The organism is Serratia sp. CY82433, assembly GCF_052166535.1.
Lineage (GTDB): Bacteria > Pseudomonadota > Gammaproteobacteria > Enterobacterales > Enterobacteriaceae > Serratia > Serratia sarumanii.
The window spans coordinates 136,136-154,059 of sequence record NZ_JBJNOR010000006.1 but is presented as its reverse complement, the minus strand read 5'-3'; the positions used below and the strand labels follow the sequence as shown (position 1 = coordinate 154,059).

13 protein-coding genes are annotated in these 17,924 nt (G+C 62.3%); 7 read left to right on the top strand and 6 right to left on the bottom strand.

Annotated elements, in window-relative coordinates:
* Positions 1–100 precede the first annotated feature (100 nt).
* The 4 genes from ACJ8PI_RS21555 to ACJ8PI_RS21540 all read left to right on the top strand — a co-directional run bounded on the left by ACJ8PI_RS21555 (position 101) and on the right by ACJ8PI_RS21540 (position 5,895).
* Positions 101–2,434 (top strand): Tex family protein, encoded by a 2,334-nt coding sequence (locus ACJ8PI_RS21555; RefSeq protein ID WP_164134765.1) that lies wholly within the window; start codon positions 101–103, stop codon positions 2,432–2,434.
* A gap of 609 nt (positions 2,435–3,043) precedes the next feature.
* On the top strand, positions 3,044–3,268 hold the full coding sequence (gene feoA, locus ACJ8PI_RS21550; RefSeq protein WP_025304553.1) for a ferrous iron transporter A: 225 nt from the start codon (positions 3,044–3,046) through the stop codon (positions 3,266–3,268).
* Positions 3,269–3,340: 72 nt separating this feature from the next.
* Entirely contained in the window at positions 3,341–5,656 is a 2,316-nt protein-coding gene (gene feoB / locus ACJ8PI_RS21545; RefSeq protein ID WP_164134766.1) for a Fe(2+) transporter permease subunit FeoB, read from the top strand.
* Positions 5,656–5,895 (top strand): FeoC-like transcriptional regulator, encoded by a 240-nt coding sequence (locus ACJ8PI_RS21540; protein ID WP_041037028.1) that lies wholly within the window; start codon positions 5,656–5,658, stop codon positions 5,893–5,895. Before feoB ends, ACJ8PI_RS21540 begins: the two co-directional genes overlap by 1 nt.
* A gap of 43 nt (positions 5,896–5,938) precedes the next feature.
* On the opposite strand, the gene ACJ8PI_RS21535 is transcribed toward ACJ8PI_RS21540, so the two are convergent.
* Together ACJ8PI_RS21535 and bioH are read right to left on the bottom strand one after the other, a co-directional pair.
* Positions 5,939–6,223, bottom strand: a complete 285-nt coding sequence (locus ACJ8PI_RS21535) for a YdgH/BhsA/McbA-like domain containing protein (RefSeq protein WP_004930765.1) — start codon at positions 6,221–6,223, stop codon at positions 5,939–5,941.
* 270 nt (positions 6,224–6,493) lie between these two features.
* The gene (bioH, locus tag ACJ8PI_RS21530; protein WP_039569141.1) at positions 6,494–7,264 is read right to left on the bottom strand and encodes a pimeloyl-ACP methyl ester esterase BioH; all 771 of its coding nucleotides are present in this window, start codon (positions 7,262–7,264) and stop codon (positions 6,494–6,496) included.
* Between the two features lie 40 nt (positions 7,265–7,304).
* Between bioH and gntX the strand changes: the two genes are divergently transcribed.
* Both gntX and nfuA read left to right on the top strand, forming a co-directional pair.
* Positions 7,305–7,988, top strand: coding sequence for a DNA utilization protein GntX (gene gntX, locus ACJ8PI_RS21525; RefSeq protein WP_041037030.1), 684 nt, complete (start codon positions 7,305–7,307; stop codon positions 7,986–7,988).
* A 58-nt stretch (positions 7,989–8,046) separates the two neighbouring features.
* Positions 8,047–8,622, top strand: coding sequence for a Fe-S biogenesis protein NfuA (nfuA, locus tag ACJ8PI_RS21520; RefSeq protein WP_004930777.1), 576 nt, complete (start codon positions 8,047–8,049; stop codon positions 8,620–8,622).
* Between the two features lie 70 nt (positions 8,623–8,692).
* Here nfuA and malQ read toward each other — a convergent pair whose 3' ends face one another.
* Both malQ and malP read right to left on the bottom strand, forming a co-directional pair.
* Positions 8,693–10,783, bottom strand: coding sequence for a 4-alpha-glucanotransferase (gene malQ, locus ACJ8PI_RS21515; RefSeq protein WP_442528168.1), 2,091 nt, complete (start codon positions 10,781–10,783; stop codon positions 8,693–8,695).
* 9 nt (positions 10,784–10,792) lie between these two features.
* A complete protein-coding gene (malP, locus tag ACJ8PI_RS21510) occupies positions 10,793–13,198 on the bottom strand; it encodes a maltodextrin phosphorylase (RefSeq protein WP_164134767.1) in 2,406 nt (801 codons plus the stop codon).
* Between the two features lie 460 nt (positions 13,199–13,658).
* On the opposite strand from malP, the gene malT reads away from it, so the two are divergent.
* On the top strand, positions 13,659–16,373 hold the full coding sequence (malT, locus tag ACJ8PI_RS21505) for an HTH-type transcriptional regulator MalT (RefSeq protein ID WP_033649340.1): 2,715 nt from the start codon (positions 13,659–13,661) through the stop codon (positions 16,371–16,373).
* A gap of 3 nt (positions 16,374–16,376) precedes the next feature.
* On the opposite strand, the gene ACJ8PI_RS21500 is transcribed toward malT, so the two are convergent.
* A complete protein-coding gene (locus tag ACJ8PI_RS21500) occupies positions 16,377–17,063 on the bottom strand; it encodes an L-ribulose-5-phosphate 4-epimerase (protein ID WP_033638611.1) in 687 nt (228 codons plus the stop codon).
* On the bottom strand, positions 17,014–17,922 hold the full coding sequence (locus ACJ8PI_RS21495; RefSeq protein WP_103773132.1) for an L-ribulose-5-phosphate 3-epimerase: 909 nt from the start codon (positions 17,920–17,922) through the stop codon (positions 17,014–17,016). Before ACJ8PI_RS21495 ends, ACJ8PI_RS21500 begins: the two co-directional genes overlap by 50 nt.
* Between the last annotated feature and the right edge of the window lie 2 nt (positions 17,923–17,924).

Below are 17,924 nucleotides of genomic sequence, written 5' to 3'. Positions count from 1 at the left end.
GCGGCCGCGCGGCGGCGGCCCGCTCCACTGGCATTTTCCCCGATCAATCCGTATAACTGTCCCCTGTTTATTCACCGTTCTCAATACAGATACCAGACCTATGAATGACCCACTGAGCCGCATTATTGCAACAGAACTGCAGGCCCGGCCGGAGCAAGTCGACTCCGCCATCCGTCTGCTGGATGAAGGTAATACCGTGCCCTTTATTGCACGCTATCGTAAGGAAGTCACCGGGGGCCTGGACGACACCCAACTGCGCCAGCTGGAAACCCGCCTGGGTTATCTGCGTGAACTGGAAGATCGTCGTCAGACCATCCTGAAGTCGATCGATGAACAGGGCAAACTGACCGAACAACTGGTGGGGGCGATCAACGCCACGCTGAGCAAGACCGAACTCGAAGACCTCTATCTGCCGTACAAACCGAAGCGCCGCACCCGCGGCCAGATCGCCATCGAGGCCGGTCTGGAACCGCTGGCGGACGCACTGTGGCAGGATCCGCAACAGCAGCCGGAACAGTTGGCTGAACGCTACGTCGACGCCGACAAGGGCGTGGCGGACGTCAAAGCCGCCCTCGACGGCGCGCGCTATATCCTGATGGAGCGCTTCGCCGAAGATGCCACGCTGCTGGCCAAGGTGCGCGACTACCTGTGGAAAAACGCCCATCTGGTGTCCAAAGTGGTCGAGGGCAAGGAAGAAGAAGGCGCCAAGTTCCGCGACTATTTCGATCACCACGAACCGATTTCCCAGGTGCCTTCGCACCGCGCGCTGGCGATGTTCCGCGGCCGCAACGAAGGCGTGCTGCAGCTGGCGCTGAACGCCGATCCGCAGTTTGAGGAAGCGCCGCGCGAAAGCCAGGCGGAGCTGATCATCATCAATCACCTCAACCTGCGCCTGAACAACGCCCCGGCCGACGCCTGGCGCAAGGCGGTGGTCAACTGGACCTGGCGCATCAAGGTGCTGCTGCACCTGGAAACCGAGCTGATGGGCACGGTGCGCGAGCGCGCGGAAGATGAAGCGATCAACGTTTTCGCCCGCAACATGCATGATCTGCTGATGGCCGCGCCGGCCGGCATGCGCGCCACCATGGGCCTCGATCCGGGCCTGCGCACCGGGGTGAAAGTCGCCGTGGTCGACGCGACCGGCAAGCTGGTCGCCACCGACACCGTCTACCCGCACACCGGGCAAGCGGCCAAAGCCGCCGCCATCGTCGCGGCGCTGTGCATCAAACACAACGTGGAGCTGGTGGCCATCGGCAACGGCACCGCTTCGCGTGAAACCGAGCGTTTCTATCTCGACCTGCAAAAGCAGTTCGGCGACGTCCGGGCGCAGAAAGTGATCGTCAGCGAAGCGGGCGCGTCGGTGTATTCCGCGTCAGAACTGGCGGCGCAGGAGTTCCCGGATCTCGACGTGTCGCTGCGCGGCGCGGTGTCCATCGCCCGTCGTCTGCAGGATCCGCTGGCGGAGCTGGTGAAAATCGACCCGAAATCCATCGGCGTCGGCCAGTATCAGCACGACGTCAGCCAGAGCCAGCTGGCGAAGAAGCTGGACTCGGTGGTGGAAGACTGCGTGAACGCCGTCGGCGTCGATCTGAACACCGCGTCGGTGCCGTTGCTGACCCGCGTGGCCGGCCTGACGCGCATGATGGCGCAGAACATCGTCAACTGGCGCGACGAGAACGGCCGCTTCAGCAACCGTGAACAGCTGCTGAAAGTCAGCCGCCTGGGGCCGAAGGCCTTCGAACAGTGCGCCGGCTTCCTGCGCATCAACCACGGCGACAACCCGCTGGATGCTTCCACCGTTCACCCGGAAGCCTACCCGGTGGTGCAGCGCATCCTGGCCGCCACCGAGCAGGCGCTGCAGGACCTGATGGGCAACGCCTCGGCGGTGCGCAGCCTGAAAGCGGTCGACTTCACCGACGACAAGTTCGGCGTGCCGACGGTCACCGACATCCTGAAAGAGCTGGAGAAGCCGGGCCGCGATCCGCGCCCTGAGTTCAAAACCGCCACCTTCGCCGAAGGCGTGGAAACCCTCAACGATCTGCAGGTGGGCATGATCCTGGAAGGGTCGGTCACCAACGTCACCAACTTCGGCGCCTTCGTGGATATCGGCGTGCATCAGGATGGCCTGGTGCACATCTCCTCGCTGGCGGACAAGTTCGTTGAAGATCCGCACACCGTGGTGAAGGCCGGCGACATCGTCAAAGTGAAGGTGATGGAAGTCGATCTGCAGCGTAAACGCATCGCGCTGAGCATGCGCCTGGATGAGCAGCCGGGCGAAGGTTCACCGCGCCGCGGCGGCAACGCGCCTGCACAGACGCGCGACCACGCCAACCGTTCGGCGGGCGGCAACAAGGCCAAACCGCGCAACGCGGCGCCGGCCGGCAACAGCGCCATGGGCGACGCGCTGGCGGCGGCATTCGGCAAGAAACGCTAAGTCAGATCCAACAGGGGGCAGAGCCTGCTCCGCCCCTTTCTGATGAATAAAACTTGCGGCATTTCTTGACCCGCCTCAATAAACCGTCATCTTTTTATTTCCCGCGCCTGCGTGACCACCCTCCCATTATTCAGGCAACAACAATCCCTTCTGCAGCCATTTATTAACAACTTCGTTAACACGCATTTTTCATCTCGCGAATTGTGAGAGAAACACAAATGGTTACCGCTCGCATTACGGCGGAATAATGTTATTGAATTGCCTTTCGGTGGAAATAAATAAAGGGAAAAAACCATCTATATTTGCAAACAAGAAAACTCGGCTACAAATACGTAACTGATTTAACTCGCCATTCTCATTTGTTCCCCAGCGCAACCGGTGGTAAAACGTCGTTAATCAAGACAACGCCATCAAAAACTGTCGACGCCATAATAATTGGTTACAATACCCTTACTTTTTGTATTGAACGCGATAATGATAATTACTATTATTTGCGCTCACTTTATTGCATGACCTTATGGATGAATACCGCCGACGGCGTGGCATTTTCGCCGGCAACGTCCAATTATCATCAGCCCGATGCTCATCGGCACCCGGAAGGTTAATCACATGCAGCTCCAACCTAAACGCACGTATAAGATTGTCGGCTTTTCCGGTGAAATTGCGCCGGCCTACCGCCAGAAACTGTTATCGCTCGGCATGCTGCCCGGCTCTTCGTTCGACGTGGTGCGCGTCGCACCGCTGGGCGATCCGATAGAAATTAAAACTCGCCGCGTCAGCCTGGTGCTGCGCAGGAAGGATCTGGCGCTGCTGCAGCTCGACGGCCAGCCCTGAGCCGACGCGCTCTCCGTTTGCCGACGCGCCTTTGCGCCGGCGCTGTTCTCCTTGAAGACGACACGCTGAACTATGAAAAAACTCACCATCGGCTTAATCGGTAACCCGAACTCCGGCAAAACCACGCTGTTCAACCAGCTGACCGGCGCACGCCAACGGGTCGGCAACTGGGCGGGCGTGACGGTCGAACGCAAAGAAGGCCATTTCACCACCCCGCAGTCCGACGTACGGCTGGTCGATTTGCCCGGCACCTACTCCCTGACCACCATTTCAGAGCAAACCTCGCTCGACGAGCAGATCGCCTGCCACTACATTTTGAGCGGCGACGCCGATCTGCTGATCAACGTGGTCGACGCCTCCAACCTGGAGCGCAACCTCTACCTGACGCTGCAGCTGCTGGAGCTGGGCATTCCCTGCATCGTGGCGCTGAACATGCTCGACATCGCCAAAAGTCAGCATATCGATATCGACGTCGCCGCGCTGTCGGCGCGCCTCGGCTGCCCGGTAGTGCCGATGATCTCCACCCGCGCCGACGGCATCGGCGTGCTGAAACAGATGATCGACAATCATCACATCAACGAACAGCAGGCGCTGGTGAACTACCCACCGCTGTTGCTGAAAGCGGTCGCCACGCTGAGCGACGCCATGCCGCAAACGCTGCCGGCGGTGCAGCGCCGCTGGCTGGCATTGCAAATGCTGGAGGGCGACATCTACAGTCACCGGCTGGCCGGCCCCGCCGTCGCGCTGTTGCCTGCGGCTGCCCAGGCGTTGCAACAGCAGCAGCAGGAAGACCCGGCGCTGGTGATCGCCGACGCGCGCTACCAGTCCATCGCCGCCCTGTGCGATGCGGTCAGCAACTCGCAGCAGGCGATGCCCAACCGTCTGACCGAGCTGCTGGATAAAGTGATCCTCAACCGCTGGCTGGGCGTGCCGATCTTCCTGCTGGTGATGTACCTGATGTTCCTGCTGGCGATCAACATCGGCGGCGCGCTGCAGCCGATCTTCGATATCGGCTCGGCGGCGATCTTCATTCAGGGCATTCAGTGGCTCGGCTACACCCTGCACTTCCCCGACTGGCTGACCGTTTTCCTGGCGCAGGGCGTCGGCGGCGGCATCAATACCGTGCTGCCGCTGGTGCCGCAGATCGGCATGATGTACCTGTTTCTGTCGTTCCTGGAGGATTCCGGCTACATGGCGCGCGCGGCGTTCGTGATGGATCGCCTGATGCAGGCGCTCGGGCTGCCGGGCAAATCCTTCGTGCCGCTGATCGTCGGCTTCGGCTGCAACGTGCCGTCCATCATGGGCGCCCGGACGCTGGATGCCCAGCGCGAGCGCCTGATCACCATCATGATGGCGCCGTTCATGTCCTGCGGCGCCCGTCTGGCGATCTTCGCGGTGTTCGCCGCCGCCTTCTTCGGCCAGGACGGCGCCGGGGTGGTGTTCTCGCTGTACATGCTCGGCATTGCGGTGGCGATCCTTACCGGCCTGGTGCTCAAATACACCCTCATGCGCGGCGAAGCCTCGCCGTTCGTGATGGAGCTGCCGGTCTACCACGTGCCGCACCTGAAAAGCCTGCTGCTGCAAACCTGGCAGCGGCTGAAAGGCTTCGTACTGCGCGCCGGCAAGGTGATCGTGGTGGCCAGCATATTCATCGGCGGCCTGAACAGCTTCTCGTTCAGCGGCAAGACGGTCGACAACATCAACGACTCCGCGCTGGCCTCGGTCTCCAAGGTGCTGACGCCGCTGCTGCAGCCGATGGGCGTCCACAGCGATAACTGGCAGGCCACCGTCGGGCTGGTGACCGGCGCGATGGCGAAAGAAGTGGTGGTCGGTACGCTGAATACGCTGTACACCGCCGAGCGCATCAACAAAGAAGCGTTCGACGCCGCCAACTTCAACCTGCTCGATGAACTGGGCGGCGCGCTGCACGAAACCTGGGAAGGCCTGAAAAATACCTTCAGCCTGAGCGTGCTCTCCAACCCGATCGAAGCCAGCAAGGGCGACGGCGAGATGGGCGTCGGCTCGATGGGCGTGATGAGCAGCAAATTCGGCTCCGGCATCTCCGCCTACAGCTATCTGATCTTCGTGCTGCTGTATGTGCCTTGCGTCTCGGTGATGGGCGCCATCGCCCGTGAATCGAGCCGCGGCTGGATGACCTTCTCTATTCTGTGGGGGCTGAACGTGGCCTACTCGCTGGCGACGCTGTTCTATCAGGCGGCCACCTTCAATCAACACCCGCAGTACAGCCTGACGGCGATCCTGGCGGTGGTGCTGGTGAATCTGCTGGTGCTGTTCGGCCTGCGCCGGGCGCGCAGCCGCGTCACGGTGCGCCTGGGCAACGCCACGCCGGCGGCCTGTTGCCAGAGCGCCAAAGGGAGCTGTCACTGATGGCCGGGCTGCTGCAGGTGCGCGATGCGCTGGCGCTGCGCGGCAGCGCCCAGGCGCAGCAGCTTAGCCACTCGCTGGCGACGCCACTGCCGCTGGTGCAGGCGATGCTGGATCGATTGACGGCGATGGGAAAAGTGGAACGCATCGAACAGGATGACGGCGCCTGTCTGAGCGGCAGTTGCAAAAGCTGCCCGCAGGGGGAGGGGTGCAGCACGGTGTTCTACCGGCTGAAGGCCTGACGATCAGGGGCGCCATGACGGGCGCCCCTTTGCCGTTCAAGGCTTATTGCTTGTCTTTGTAAACTTCGGCGATGGCGCTGAATTTACCGTGTTCGCGGCCTGCCAGGATCACGTAGTATTGACCGCCCTTTTCGTCAGCCAGTTTGGACAGCTCTTCCTTGGCATCCATCGGTGACGTGGTTTCCGCCGTCGTGGTGACGGTGCCGATCTTCTCGTATTTACCCGGGTTCTTATCCAGATCTTCCTTGGTCAGCAGGGTTGCCGCCATGGAGCCGAAAGACACCGAACCCAGCACTGCCGCTGCAATAATCATCTTCAATGATTTCATGACACTAACCTCTCAATGGATAATTTATCTGTTATGAAAGCCGTCAAGAATCCATGCGTAGTACCGCAGGCTGCCGCGACATCCTCAGGCCTCGTTGCTTTCCCTGACGGGGCCTGTTTCCCAGAGACGAAACGCCAAAATGAAAAGCGCCGCACGCGGTCTTTTCATTTTGCAGCCAACGCATTGACTCACTAAGTATCGAACAGCTTTGTCTTTTATCCACCCGGCGGCGTTTTTTTTAGCGCCCTATCGTGCGATTTCCCACCGGATTCAATGTGCTGCAATAAACGCTTCGATCATCGTCACAAATTCATCGGGATGAGAGATAAACGGCGCATGGGCGGCTTTGGCCACGATCTGCGACGCAGAATGCGGCCAGGCGGCATCGAGCAGCTCGGCGACCTTGCGCGGCACCAGCCCGTCCAGATAGCCGTAGATCCGCAGCAGCGGCAGATTCAACTCCGCCAGCGGCACGCGCAGATCGGCGGTGCGCAGGATCTCCAGCCCGCCGTTCAACACCTCGACGCTCGGGGTCGGTTGGCTGAGCACCACCGCTTTCAGCTGGCGCGCATCCTGACGCGCGCTCTCGGTGCCCAGCGTCTGCAACGCCAGAAAACGCTCGACGGTGCGCTGGAAATCCAGACTCAGCTGATGCTGGAAACCGCTCAGCACGTCCGGGCGGATCCCCGGCCACTCATCGCGGGCGGCAAAGCACGGCGAGGAGGCTACGGTGATCAGCCCCTTGACCCGCTCGGGCTGCATCAGCGCCGCCTGGCTGGCCACCAGTCCGCCGAGCGACCAGCCTAGCCACCAGGCCTGCGGCGGGGCGGCCGCCAGCACGATTTCCGTCATCTGCGCCAGCGACAACGCGCCGAACCCCTGGCTGCGGCCATAACCCGGCAGATCGACCAGGTGCAGGCGAAAATGCGGCGCCAGTCGCGCCTGAATGCAACTCCACACTTCGGCGTTCAAGCCCCAGCCGTGCAGCAGCACAAGATCGCGTTCGCCCTCACCTATTGTTTGCCAGTACAGCGCTGTCATTGGTTATTGTCCTTTCATGCTTATCCGTCTCGGAGGCTCTATGCTATCAATCCGCAGCCGCTGTTGGCTATGCCGACAGCCGTTGAGTCTGATGCGTCATGGCATCTGCAGCTGCTGCCTGCGCCATCTGCCGGCCCACCCGCCGTGTTGCCCGTGCTGCGGATTGCCCGCCGGGGAAACGCAAATGCCCTGCGGCCGCTGCCTGCAACGGCCGCCGCCCTGGCAGCGGCTGGTGTTCGTCGGCGACTACGTTGCGCCCCTCAGCCAACTGGTAAAGAGGTTCAAGTTTCACCGCGCGCCCGAGCTGGCACCGACGCTGGCACGCCTGATGCTGTTGCGGTGGCAGCAGGCGCGCAGAGAGCAGAATCTGAACAGACCCGACCTGATTTTAGCGGTACCCTTGCATACATCACGCTGTTGGCGCCGTGGTTATAACCAGAGCGATCTGCTGGCCCGGCCGCTGGCGCGCTGGCTGGGCTGCGCCTATCGGCCCGCCGCTTTGCGCCGGGTGCGCAAGACAGCCCTGCAACAGCGGCTGAGCGCCGGAGCGCGCAGGCGCAATTTGCAGCGCGCTTTCACCTGCACGGTGCCGGTCGCCGGCCGGCATATCGCCCTGGTGGATGACGTGGTGACCACCGGCAGCACCGTCGCGGAGATCGCGGCGCTGTTGCGGCGGCAAGGCGCCGCCTCGGTGCAGATATGGTGCGTTTGCCGCACGTTGTAGTGCCACGGCAATGGGCGTATTATAACCGACTATAGAAGTCAACTATTGAGCTAATGCTATGATCCGTATAACAGATGCTGCACAGGAACACTTTGCCAAACTGCTGGCAAATCAAGAAGAAGGCACCCAAATCCGCGTATTCGTGATCAACCCGGGCACGCCGACGGCCGAATGCGGTGTCTCTTATTGCCCGCCGGACGCGGTAGAAGCGACGGATACCGAACTGAAGTTCGACAAACTGTCCGCCTATGTCGATGAGCTGAGCGCGCCGTATCTGGAAGACGCCGAAATCGACTTCGTGACCGACCAGCTGGGTTCTCAGCTGACGCTGAAAGCGCCAAACGCCAAGATGCGCAAGGTCGATGACGACGCGCCGCTGATGGAGCGCGTGGAATACGTGCTGCAGTCGCAGATCAACCCACAGCTGGCGGGCCACGGCGGCCGCGTGACGCTGATGGAGATCACCGACGACAACATGGCGATCCTGCAGTTCGGCGGCGGCTGTAACGGTTGTTCGATGGTCGACGTCACGCTGAAAGAAGGCATCGAGAAAGAGCTGCTGCAGAAATTCCCGGAGCTGAAAGGCGTGCGCGATTTGACCGAGCACCAGCGCGGCGAGCACTCCTATTACTGATCCCCGGCGCTCGCGCCGCGGTGGATAACACAATGCCGGAAGGGGGAAACCCGTTCCGGCATTGTCGTTTTCAGCCCACCGACACCTTGCGCCGCCGTTTGTCCAAATCCTTCAGCAACCGGTTTATCCGCGGATCGGCGAACATCTCCTCCAGCGTTTCGGTCAGCTTGCGCCGCCAGTTAGGGTATTGATCGCTGGTGCCGGGAATATTGACCGGATCGGCCATGTCCAGCCAGTCTTCCGGCTGCAGGCCGAGCAGGGCGCTGGCGCTGTCGGCGACATAGCGCTGCAGGCCGCGGTTAAGCAGCGGGCTCATGCCGAGCAGCGCCGCCTTCTTGCCCACCTTCTGCGGCACGCAGCCATAGCGATGCAACCCGTCCAGCAGCCCCTGCTTGGCGCGTTCCCGATCGGCGAACAGCGCCCGCAGGATCTCCGCATCCGGGTAAAGGCCCAGCCGGTTGCCGAGCGTCAGATCGTCGCTTTGCCAGTAGCCGCGCAGCGTCGGTAGATCGTGGGTGGTGATGGTCGTCATCGCCTGCACCGGATAGGCCTGCGGCGCGCGGAAATGGTGTTCGCCGTCGCTTTCGAAATACAGCACTTTGTAGGAATAGACGCCGCTGTCGCGCAGCTTGCCGACGATCTCCACCGGCACCGTGCCGAGATCCTCGCCGATCACCATGCAGCGGTGGCGCTGGCTTTCCAGCGCCAGCACCGCCAGCAGATCGTCCACCGGGTATTTGACGTAGGCGCCGCGATCGGCGGTTTCGCCATACGGGATCCACCACAGCCGCAGCAGCGCCATGACGTGATCGATGCGCAGCGCGCCGCAGCTGGTCATGTTGGCGCGCAAAAGATCGATGAACGGCTGATAACCGCGCGCCGCCATCACGTGCGGATCCATCGGCGGCAAGCCCCAGTTTTGCCCCAGCGGCCCCAGGATGTCCGGCGGCGCGCCGACCGACGCTTTCAGGCAGTACAGTTCGCGGTCACACCAGGTTTCCGCCCCGCCTTCCGCCACCCCGACCGCCAGATCGCGATACAGGCCAATCGGCATCTGCTGCTGCCGGCTCTGTTCGAAACACTGCGCGAACTGCGTGGCCGCCAGCCACTGCAGCCACAGGTAAAAGCGGACCGCGTCCTGATGCTCATCGCAGAACTGCCGCACCGCTTCGCTCTGCCCACGCCGATAGCGCTCGGGCCAGGCCGGCCAGCCCCACTGGCTGGCGTCTTTGGCCGCCAGGTGGGCATGCAGCGCATCGAACGCCGCCTGCTGATACAGGCTTTCGCCGCCCTCAGTCACGAACCGTTCGAACGCCTGACGCTGCGCGTCGTTCGGCTTGCGCGCCTGAAACAGCGGGAACGCCAGCTTCAGCCCCGCCAGCTTCAGCTGCATCACGGCGGTGTAATCCACCCACTCCGCGGCGCGCGCCTTGGCCAGCTGCTTCTGCGTCGCCGGCTTCTGCCACCAGCGCTGAGCCGCGTCGCTGCGTTGGAAATCCTCCACCGCGTTGACGTCGATATACGCCAGATTCAGCCAGCGGCGCGACGAGGGGCTGTAGGGGCTGGCGCTCTCCGGGTTGGCCGGATACAGCGCATGGATCGGATTGAGGCCGACGAAAGCGCCGCCGCGTTCCCCCACCTGCTCCACCATCAGGCGCAGATCGCCGAAATCGCCGATGCCCCAGTTGCGATCGGAACGCAGCGTATACAGCTGAACGCAGGCGCCCCACAGCTTCTTGCCGGTCAGCAAGGCGTTCGGCTCGAAGCAGCGCCTCGGCGCGACGATCACTCGGCATGACCACTGCCGCGCGCCCTGGCTCAGCGTCAATTGGTGGTAGCCCGCCGGCAGATCGCCCGGCAGCGTCAGGGTCTTGCGCGCGCCGACGCGCCCCTGCAGGCATTCGCCGTCTTCACGCTGCAGCGCCCACAGGTACTCGCCTTCGCCCGCCGGGGTCAACGCCAACGGCGCGCCCTGATAGAACACCTTGACCGCCGGTAACGGCGACGCCGCCCCTTCCTGCGCGGCTTCGGCCCGATTCATGGCCGCCAGCAGCTTGCGCTTGGTCTCCGGTTCAATCGCCTGCCGCTTGCCGTGGGCATTGATGAAATCGGCGGCGATCCCCGCCTGTGCCGCCGCCTGATCGATACGCTTGCGATCCATTCGTTCTCCTTAACGTTTGGCTTGCCAGATGCGCTGCTGGTAATCGCGGATCGAACGATCCGAGCTGAACATGCCGACGCGCGCGGTGTTAAGGATAGTCCGCCGCGTCCATTCGTCCCGATCGCGGTACAGTTCATCGACCCGGCTTTGCGCCTGGCAATACGAGGCGAAGTCCGCCAACACCAGATAGGGATCGCCGCCCTCCAGCAGGCTGTGCAGCATCATGTCGAACGCGTGCTTGTCGCCGTGGCTGAACGCGCCGCTCGCCAGCTCATCCAAAATCGCCTTCAGGTGCTTGTCCTTTTTGCGGTAGCTGAGCGGATCGTAGCCCTTCGCCAGTATCGCCTTCACCTGCTCCACGGTATTGCCGAAGATAAAGATATTGTCTTCGCCCACCTGCTCGGCGATTTCGACGTTGGCGCCGTCCAGCGTGCCGACCGTCAGCGCGCCGTTCAGCGCCAGCTTCATATTGCCGGTGCCGGAGGCCTCTTTGCCGGCGGTGGAGATCTGCTCGGAGATATCCGCCGCCGGGATCATCAGTTCGGCCACCGACACGCGGTAGTCGGGAATGAACGCCACTTTCAGGCGGTCTTTCACCAGCGGATCGTTATTGATCTTCTCGGCCGCCTGGTTGATCGCGTAAATGATGTTCTTCGCCAGGTAGTAGCCCGGCGCCGCCTTGGCGCCGAACAGGAAGACGCGCGGCACGATGTCCAGATTCGGGTTGTCGCGCAGCTGGCGATACAGCGACAGGATGTGCAGCAGATTCAGGTGCTGGCGTTTGTACTCGTGCAGACGCTTGATCTGCACGTCGAAAATCGCGTCCGGGTCGAGCGTCAACCCCATCACGCCGTGCACGTAATGGGCCAGCGCCACCTTGTTGTCGCGTTTGATCTGCTGATAACGCTGGCGGAACGCCGCGTCGTCGGCGAATTTTTCCAGCCCGCGCAACGCGTCGAGATCGTTCGCCCATTCCACCTTCAGCGTCTCGTCGATCAGGCCCGACAGCGCCGGGTTGCACTGTTTCAGCCAGCGGCGCGGCGTGATGCCGTTGGTGACGTTATGGAATTTGTTCGGCCACAGCTGGTGATATTCCGGGAACAGATCCTTCACCACCAAATCCGAGTGCAGCTGCGCCACGCCGTTGACCGCAAAGCCGCTGACCACGCACAGGTTGGCCATGCGCACCTGCTTGTTGTGGTGAACCGCCAGTTTGGCCCACACCGCCTCGTCGCCCGGCCAGTGCTTATCCACCAGCTTTTTGAACCTGGCGTTGATCTGTTTGATGATGGAGAAATGGCGCGGCAGCAGGCTGCGCACCAGTTTTTCATCCCAGCACTCCAGCGCTTCCGGCATCAGGGTGTGGTTGGTATAGGCGAAAGTGTTGCTGGTGATCGCCCAGGCCGCCTCCCACTCCAGCTGGTGTTCGTCCAGCAGAATGCGCAGCATTTCCGGAATGGCGATGGTCGGGTGGGTGTCGTTCAGCTGGATCACTTCGTACTTCGGCAGCTCTTCAATCTTGCGGCCGGCCTGATGGTGCTTGCGCAAAATGTCCGCCACCGAGCAGGCGCACTGGAAATACTGCTGCATCAGGCGCAGGCGCTTGCCGGCCTGATGGTTGTCGTTCGGGTAGAGCACCTTGGTCAGCTTGTCGGCTTCTACGCCCTGCTTCTCCGCCTGCAGGAATTTGCCGTCGTTGAAATCGCTCAGGTTGAACGGATGCTGATGGGTCGCCTGCCACAGGCGCAGCGGCTGCGCCACGCCGTTGCGATACCCCAGCACCGGCAGATCCCAGGCTTCGCCGCGCAGGGTGAAGGCCGGGCGCCACAGTTCGCGGCCGTCGGCCTGCTTTTCCAGCTTGCCGCCGATGCCCACGTCCACCGCCAGCGCGGCGTTGTGGCGGAACCACGGGTAGCTCTCGCGCTGCCAGTTATCCGGCGCCTCTTGCTGCTGCCCCCCCTGGAACGACTGGCGGAACAGCCCGTACTGATAGTTCAGCCCATACCCGGTGGCCGGTTGCTCCACCGTCGCCATCGAGTCAAGGAAACAGGCCGCCAGCCGCCCCAGCCCGCCGTTGCCCAGCGCCGGATCGGTTTCCTGCTCCAGCAGATCCGCCAGCTTGACGTTCTGCTCCGCCAGCGCCTGCTCGACGGTGTCGTACCAGCCCAGGTTGATCAGGTTGTTCGCCGTCAGCCGGCCGATCAGAAACTCCATCGAGATGTAGTTCACGTGGCGCAGCGATTTGGCGCTTTTGCGCGGCGCCGGCTGTGCGGCCAACTGCTCGGCCAGCGCCGCACTGACGGCTTCCCACCATTGATGTTGCGTCATCTGCTGTGCGGAACTGAGGCCGAACCGTTGCCACTGACGGGCAAGCGCCGCCAGAAAAGCATCCTTCTTGAGCGTAGGCTGTGACATAAGGAAAACTCTCTATCCAGTAAGTGGGTCAAATTGCCGCTATCGTGCCGGTGAGAAAGCCTGACGGCATCATCCCGCCTGGGGATTAGCTGGGGAGGAGGATTGGGGCGTAGCTGGAATTGTGATCTCAGGCACTGTTTGACTCCCTTGCGACGATGCAAAAAAGCCCGCCAACGCGTGCGGCGAGCACTGAGAACGTTAGCCATGACGTTAGCACAAGTATTCGCACTGCTGAAGTTTTGTGCATGGCCGGAAATGCGATCTGCAACCGCATCGCCGCGCGCCGACGCCAAACGTAAAAAAGTGTGATCGATAGCAACTTAACTCCAAGCCGATGCGGAAGCTTGTTGCAATACGTTTAGGGTTGGCAGAAGTTAGGGGGAGCTATTAATTACGAACCATAAAATAATTAGCGCCACTCCAATCCCGGCGGGAACCGCGATTTATACCCTGGAATACTATGCTGATCCCATCAAAACTGAGCCGCCCGGTACGGCTGCAAAATACCGTGATCCGCGATCGCCTGCTGGCCAAACTGGCCAGCGCGGGCAACTATCGCCTGACACTGGTCAATTGCCCGGCGGGATACGGAAAAACCACGCTGATCGCCCAATGGGCGGCCGGCAAGGCCGATCTGGGCTGGTATTCGCTGGACGAGAGCGACAACCAACCGGAGCGCTTCGCCAGCTACCTGATCGCCGCGCTGCAGCAGGCCAGCGGCGGCCGCTGCGTCAAGAGCGAGGCGCTGAGCCAGAAACACCAGTACGCCAGCCTGTCGGCGCTGTTCGCCCAGCTGTTTATCGAGCTGGCCGACTGGCACCAGCCGCTGTACCTGGTGATCGACGACTACCACCTGATCACCAACGACGCCATTCACGAAGCCATGCGCTTCTTCCTGCGCCATCAGCCGGAAAACCTGACGCTGATCCTGCTCTCGCGCACCCTGCCGCCGCTCGGCATCGCCAATCTGCGGGTGCGCGATCAGCTGCTGGAAATGGGCACGCAGCAGCTGGCGTTTACCCATCAGGAAGCCAAACAATTCTTCGACTGCCGCCTGGCGGCGCCGATGGAACAGCAGGACAGCAGCCGCCTGTGCGACGAAGTCGAAGGCTGGGCCACCGCGCTGCAGCTGATCGCGCTGTCGGCCCGCCAGTCCGCCTCGTCAGCTCAGCTGTCGGCCAAGCGGCTGGCGGGGCTGAACGCCAGCCACCTGTCCGACTATCTGGTGGACGAAGTGCTGGATCACGTCGATGCCGAGGCGCGCGCCTTCCTGCTGCGCTGTTCGGTGCTGCGCTCGATGAACGACGCGCTGATCGTGCGGCTGACCGGCGAAGACAACGGCCAGCAGCGGCTGGAGGAGCTGGAGCGCCAGGGGCTGTTTATCCATCGCATGGACGACACCGGCGAATGGTTCAACTTCCATCCGCTGTTCGCTTCTTTCCTGCGCCAGCGTTGCCAGTGGGAGCTGGCGCTGGAGCTGCCGGGGTTGCACCGCGCCGCCGCCGAGGGCTGGCTGGCGCTGGGGTATCCGGCGGAGGCCATTCACCATGCGCTGGCGGCCAGCGACGTCAGCATGCTGCGCGATATCCTGCTGCAACACGCCTGGTCGCTGTTCCACCACAGCGAACTGGCCTTGCTGGAGGAGTGCCTCAACGCGCTGCCTTATGAGCGCCTGATCCAAAATCCCAAGCTGGCGCTGCTGCAGGCCTGGCTGGCGCAGAGCCAGCACCGCTACGGCGAGGTCAACACCCTGCTGGAGCGCGCCGAGCGCACCATGCGCGAGCAGAAAATCGAGATAGACCAAACGCTGCACGCCGAGTTCGACGCCTTGCGTGCCCAGGTGGCGATCAACGCCGGCAAACCGGAAGAAGCCGAGCGGCTGGCGACCGAAGCGTTGAAATTCCTGCCGCTGTCCAGCTATTACAGCCGCATCGTCGCCACCTCGGTGACCGGCGAAGTGCACCACTGCAAGGGCGAACTGGCGCGCGCGCTGCCGATGATGCAGCAAACCGAGCAGATGGCGCGTCGTCATCAGGCCAACCATTACGCGCTCTGGGCGCTGCTGCAGCAGAGCGAAATCCTCATCGCCCAGGGCTTCCTGCAGGCCGCTTACGAAACCCAGGACAAGGCGTTCGAACTGATCCGCGAACAGCACCTGGAACAGCTGCCGATGCACGAGTTCCTGCTGCGCATTCGCGCGCAGATCCTGTGGTCGTGGTCGCGGCTGGACGAGGCGGAAGACGCGGCGCGCACCGGGCTGAAAATCCTGGCGAACTACCAGCCGCAACAGCAGCTGCAGTGCATCGCCATGCTGGCCAAATGCTCGCTGGCGCGCGGCGATCTGGACAACGCCAATACCCATCTGCAGCGCTGCGAAACCCTGCTGCACGGCGCCCACTACCATCGCGACTGGCTGACCAACACCGACAAGTCGCGGGTGATCCACTGGCAGATGACCGGCGACACCGCCGCCGCCGCCCAATGGCTGCGCCACACCGAAAAGCCCGGCATGGCGGACAACCACTTCACGCAGGGCCAGTGGCGCAACATCGCGCGGGTGCAGATCCTGCTCGGCCAGTATGAAGAGGCCGGCGTGGTGCTGGATGAGCTGAACGAAAACGCCCGCCGCCTGCGGCTGGTGAGCGATCTCAACCGCAACCTGCTGCTCAGCAACCAGCTCTACTGGCTGCAAGAGCGCAAGGGCGAAGCGCAGCAGGCGCTGATCGAAGCGCTGTCGCTGGCCAACCGCACCGGCTTTATCAGCCACTTCGTCATCGAGGGCGAAGCGATGGCGCAGCAGCTGCGACAGCTGATCCAGCTCAACACGCTGCCGGAGCTGGAACAGCATCGCGCCCAGCGCATCCTGCGCGACATCAACCAGCATCATCGGCACAAGTTCGCGCATTTTGACGAGAATTTCGTCGATAAGCTGCTGACCCATCCGCAGGTGCCGGAGCTGATCCGCACCAGCCCGCTCACCCAGCGCGAATGGCAGGTGCTGGGGCTGATCTATTCCGGCTACAGCAACGACCAGATCGCCGGCGAGTTGGACGTGGCGGCCACCACCATCAAGACGCACATCCGCAACCTGTATCAGAAACTGGGCGTGGCCCATCGCCAGGAAGCGGTGCAGCAAGCGCAGCAGCTGTTGAAGATGATGGGGTACGGCGCCTGAGAGTCAGCGCTGGCCGTAATAGGCGCCGGCGCCATGTTTGCGGCTGAAATGCTTTTCCAGCAGATAGTCATCGATCCGTTTCAGGCCGGGGTTAATATCCCGGCTGATCCACGCCATTTTCGCCACCTCCTCCAACACCACGGCGTTATGCACCGCCTCATCCGGCGTCCTTCCCCAACTGAACGGGCCATGCTGATACGCCAGGATGCCGGGAATGTGCAGCGGTTCACGCCCTTTCAGGGTTTCGATAATCACCCGACCGGTGTTCAGCTCATATTCCCGCGCCACCTCTTCCGCAGTCAGCCCGCGTGTACAAGGAATGTCGCCGGAAAAATAGTCGGCGTGGGTGGTGCCGAGCGCCGGTATCGCTTCACCCGCCTGCGCCCAGGCGGTGGCATGGGTAGAGTGCGTATGCACCACACCGCCGAGTTGGGGGAACGCCCGATACAGCGCCAAATGCGTCGGCGTATCGGACGAAGGCCGCAGTTGCCCCTCGACAACCTCACCTCGCGCATTCACCACCACCATATCCTCAGCCCGCATCGTTTCATAAGGTACGCCGCTGGGTTTGATCACCACCAGCCCACTGGCCCGATCGATGCCGCTGACATTGCCCCAGGTATAGGTCACCAGCCCGTGCTCAGGCAACGCCATATTGGCTCGGTACACCTGACTTTTCAGTTGCTCCAGCATGCTCCCCCCTTATTTCCAACCCGGCCTCGACCATGCGTTCAACCACCCAGGCTCGCGCCTCCCGCACCGCCCGCAGCGGATCGTCCGCTTTCTCGCTCCACATCTCGAGCAGATAGGGGCCGCGATAGCCGCTCTGCAACAGCGTTTCGAAACAGCGCACGAAATCGACCACGCCCTCGCCGAACGGCACATTCTTAAACTCCCCCGGCCGCGTATCCTTAACGTGTACCGCCACGATATGTCCGCGCCCGGCCATGAGCTCCATCGGCACATCGTTGTCCCAGGCAGACAAGTTGCCGATGTCCGGGTACAGCTGAAACCACGGGTTATTCAGGTAGTGGGCATAGCCCAGCGCCTTGCTGATCGAGTTCATCAGCGGATAGTCCATGATTTCCATCGCCAGCATGACCTGCGCACGGCTGGCCATCTCCACCGCCTGCGCCAATCCGGCACGGAACCGGGCGCGGGTCTGTGCAGTTGACTGCTGGTAATAAACGTCATACCCGGCCAGTTGGATCACCCGGATGCCGGTATCCTGCGCCAGCCGAATAGCTTTTCGCACGATCTCCAGTCCCCGGTCGCGCGTGGTGTCGTCTGCACTGCCCAACGGAAAACGCCGGTGGGCGCTGAGGCATAAAGAAGGGACGCGCACACCGCTCGCCGCAACGGCGCTAACCAAGGCGAGCCGCTGTTCAGCGCTCCAGTCCAGCCGCGCCAGGCGGCCGTCGCTTTCATCGATCGACATTTCAACGAAATCGAATCCCAACTCACCCGCCAGTTGCAGGCGCGTCAGCCAGTCCTCGCCCGGCGGCAACGCTTTCTCATAGATGCCCAACGGCACGGATTTGTGCAACATAA